Origin of the sequence: Immundisolibacter sp. (assembly GCF_028696615.1) — a bacterium.
Lineage (GTDB): Bacteria > Pseudomonadota > Gammaproteobacteria > Immundisolibacterales > Immundisolibacteraceae > Immundisolibacter.
This window is the reverse complement of the sequence record NZ_JAQVGQ010000272.1, coordinates 1-3,088: the sequence shown is the minus strand read 5'-3', so window position 1 is coordinate 3,088 and position 3,088 is coordinate 1. Positions and strand designations below refer to the sequence as shown.

The 3,088-nt window shown below is 67.9% G+C and carries 3 protein-coding genes; 1 reads left to right on the top strand and 2 read right to left on the bottom strand.

The window, feature by feature from the left end; genetic code table 11:
- Window positions 1–635: 635 nt before the first annotated feature.
- On the top strand, window positions 636–1,232 hold the full coding sequence (gene lexA, locus PHC73_RS13060) for a transcriptional repressor LexA (RefSeq protein ID WP_366949889.1): 597 nt from the start codon (window positions 636–638) through the stop codon (window positions 1,230–1,232).
- Window positions 1,233–1,428: 196 nt separating this feature from the next.
- Here lexA and egtD read toward each other — a convergent pair whose 3' ends face one another.
- Both egtD and PHC73_RS13050 read right to left on the bottom strand, forming a co-directional pair.
- Window positions 1,429–2,394, bottom strand: coding sequence for an L-histidine N(alpha)-methyltransferase (gene egtD, locus PHC73_RS13055; RefSeq protein ID WP_300129103.1), 966 nt, complete (start codon window positions 2,392–2,394; stop codon window positions 1,429–1,431).
- On the bottom strand, window positions 2,391–3,088 hold a 698-nt coding region (locus tag PHC73_RS13050; RefSeq protein WP_300129100.1), incomplete at its 5' end, for an SUMF1/EgtB/PvdO family nonheme iron enzyme. The genes PHC73_RS13050 and egtD, both read right to left, overlap by 4 nt.

Below are 3,088 nucleotides of genomic sequence, written 5' to 3'. Positions count from 1 at the left end.
CCTCGACGTCCTCGATCTGCAGTGGCTGGCCGGCAGCCCAGGCGACGGCGGCGCGTGCTTTCATTGAGTCGGCTCCCGGTGTTCGCGGTGACGGTCGCGCGCCGAGGCATTCGGTGCTTACCGTGCGGGGCACCGATTATGCCAAGCCGCGCCGATGCTTCGCTGCGGCCGGGTTGAACCGGCCACATGCCGCGCCGCTTGAAAAATTCCATGGATGGAACTTTTCAGCGTTTCCATGGCAGACCGTTGAAAAGGGCGTCCCGCCCTTTTTCAACCCGGCTCGTCGCGGCATATGTCCTAAACAAATCTATTTAAATCAACCGCCTGGAACGCCCGGCTTGCGGGCGAGCCGCGCGGCGGCGCCGCCCCACGGCCGATCGAGGGCCTAGCCGGGTCATTCCGGCCCGGGCCGGCGCCGATAAAACCATTTCATTCATCATGGCAGCGTTGGGTGTCGCAGGGTACGCCGGCTGGCGCTGGTGATCGTGCGCGCCTGGCCGTCTTGTACTTCAGTGCAGGTTGCGCTGTGGACTTGTGGAAAAATTCATCCAGAAGGCATCAAAACATCGCCGAAGATGCGCAAAAGATGCTCGCCGGTCGTCAGCCCGCCGAAGTCCCGCCGAAAGGAGCCGCAGATCATGAAACTGACGTCACGTCAGCAGGAGATTCTCGATTTCATCGCCGCCAGCGTCGGTGAGGCGGGCATGCCGCCGACGCGGGTGGAAATCGCGCGTCACTTCGGTTTTCAGTCCATCAACGCCGCCGAGCAACACCTGCGCGCGCTGGCGCGCAAGGGCGCTATCGAGCTGATGCCCGGCACCTCGCGCGGCATTCGGCTCAAACAGGCGCTGGGCCTGCCGGTGGTGGGGCTGCTGGCGGCGGATGGCGCGTTGCTGGCGGAGCACAACCTGCTCGGCAGCTGTCCGGTCAGCGGTGCGCTGTTCAAGCCGAAGGCGGATTTTCTGCTGCGTATGCAGGGCCCCGCACTGCGTGATGCCGGCATCCTGGACGGCGACCTGCTGGCGGTGCATGCCGGCGCCAAGCCGGCCAGTGACGATCTGGCCGTGGTGCGCCTCGACGGCGAACTGTTGGTGAGGCGTTACCGGCGCACGGCCGGCAAGGTCGGCTTGCTGGCGGCCCATCCGGACGTGCCGGCGATCGAGGTCGAGCCGCGCAAGCAGGCACTGCTGGTGGAAGGCGTGGTGGTGGGTGTGCTGCGGGGCGTGGCGTGAAAGCAGCCGGTGAGCCGTGGCGGGTGGGTGTGAGCGCTTGTGAATTTTTCAAGCTCTCGGGCCGGCCAGGGATGGCCGGACGCGAATCGAGCCCGGCCGGGCGTGTAGCGGCCGGGCGACGCAAGAAATGCGCAGGACGCGCATTTCTTCACACATGGAGCGCCGCGCGGGCCTGACCCGCGCAGTGGTGTTTCCCTCAGCGTCGGCGCAGGTACAGCACGCCGAACAGGTGCTGCGCGTCGGTCCAAGTGCGCAGCGGCTCGAAGCCGGCCTGCGTGGCCAGGTGTCGAAACTCATCCGGCTGGTACTTGTATGAGTTTTCGGTGTGGATGGTCTCGCCGCGGGCGAACGTGAAGCGGCGGCCGCCGACGTGCACGGCCTGTTCGCGGGTGCTTTCGAGGTGCATCTCGATCCGCCCGGCGGCTTGGTTGTAAAACGCCTTGTGAGTGAACGCGTCGAGATCGAAATCGGCGCCAAGTTCGCGGTTGCAGCGCGTGAGCAGGTTGCGGTTGAAGGCGGCGGTCACGCCGGCCGCGTCGTTGTAGGCGGCGTTCAGGATGGCCGGGTCTTTCTTGAGATCGACGCCGATCAGCAGTCCATCGTCGGCGGCCAGATGCTGGGCGACGTTCTTCAGGAACCGCAGCGCTTCCAGCGGCGCGAAATTGCCGATGCTGGAGCCTGGGAAGAACGCCAGGCGCCGTTGCCCGCCACGCGCCACGGTGGGCAGACGCAGCGGGCGGGTGTAGTCGGCGCATACGGCCATCAGGTGCAGGGCGGGGTAGTCGGCCGCCAGCGTGTGACAGGCCGAGAGCATGTGCTCGCGCGAGATGTCGATCGGCATGTAGACCGTCGGCGCCAGCGCGTCGAGCAGCAGGCGCGTCTTGCGGCTGCTGCCGCTGCCGTACTCGACCAGCGCCCCGCCGCGGCCGGCCAGATCCGCGATCTCGCCGGCCGCGGCGGCGAGGATGTCGATCTCTGTGCGCGTCGGGTAATACTCCGGCGTGTCGCAGATGGCGTCGAACAGCGCCGAGCCCGCTTCGTCGTAAAAGAACTTGCACGGCAGGCTCTTGTGCGGTCGGCCGAGGCCGTCCAGCACGGCGCCCAGAAAATCGTCCTGCGGCGGGGCCAGATCGTGCAGGCGCAGTTTGGCGAGGGTGTTCATGCGTCATCCGCCAGGCGCAGGCCGGCGCACGCCCAGCGCGCGTCCGGCGGAAAAAAATTGCGATAGGAGGCGCGCGTGTGGCCGGCCGGTGTCAGGCAGCAGCCGCCGCGCAGCACCATCTGGCCGGACATGAACTTGCCGTTGTACTCGCCGACCGCGCCCGGCGCCGGCCGGTAGCGCGGGTAGGGAAGATAGGCGCTGGCGGTCCATTCCCAGACCTCGCCGAACAGTTGCTGGAAGCCCGGCCCGCCGTCGGCCGGGGCGGGCTCCAGGCGATCCGCTTCGAGGCAATTGCCCTGCGCCGCGTCGGCGTCAGAGCGCACGGCCGCCGCCTCCCACTCGAACTCGGTCGGCAGGCGCCGGCCGGCGAAGCGGGCGAACGCGTCCGCCTCGTAGAAGCTGAGGTGACTGACCGGCGTGGCCGGGTCGAGCGCCCGCAATCCGCCCAGCGTGAATACTTGCCAGGTGTCGCCATCCTGGTGCCAGTAAAGCGGCGCCCGCCAGGCGCGCGCCTGCACGGTGGCCCAGCCGTCCGACAGCCACAGCTCGGGCGTGCGATAGCCGCCGGCGCGGATGAACTCGGCGTACTCGCCGCAGGTCACCGGCCGGTCGGCGAGCCGATACGGTTCCAGTAGCACGCGGTGGCGGGGCGCTTCGTTGTCGAAGGCGAAGCCGCGCCCGTCGTGGCCGATGT

Bases quoted from the DNA above. Each gene is read 5' to 3' on its own strand.
- egtD (WP_300129103.1), bottom strand. From the start codon at position 2,394: ATGAACACCCTCGCCAAACTGCGCCTGCACGATCTGGCCCCGCCGCAG.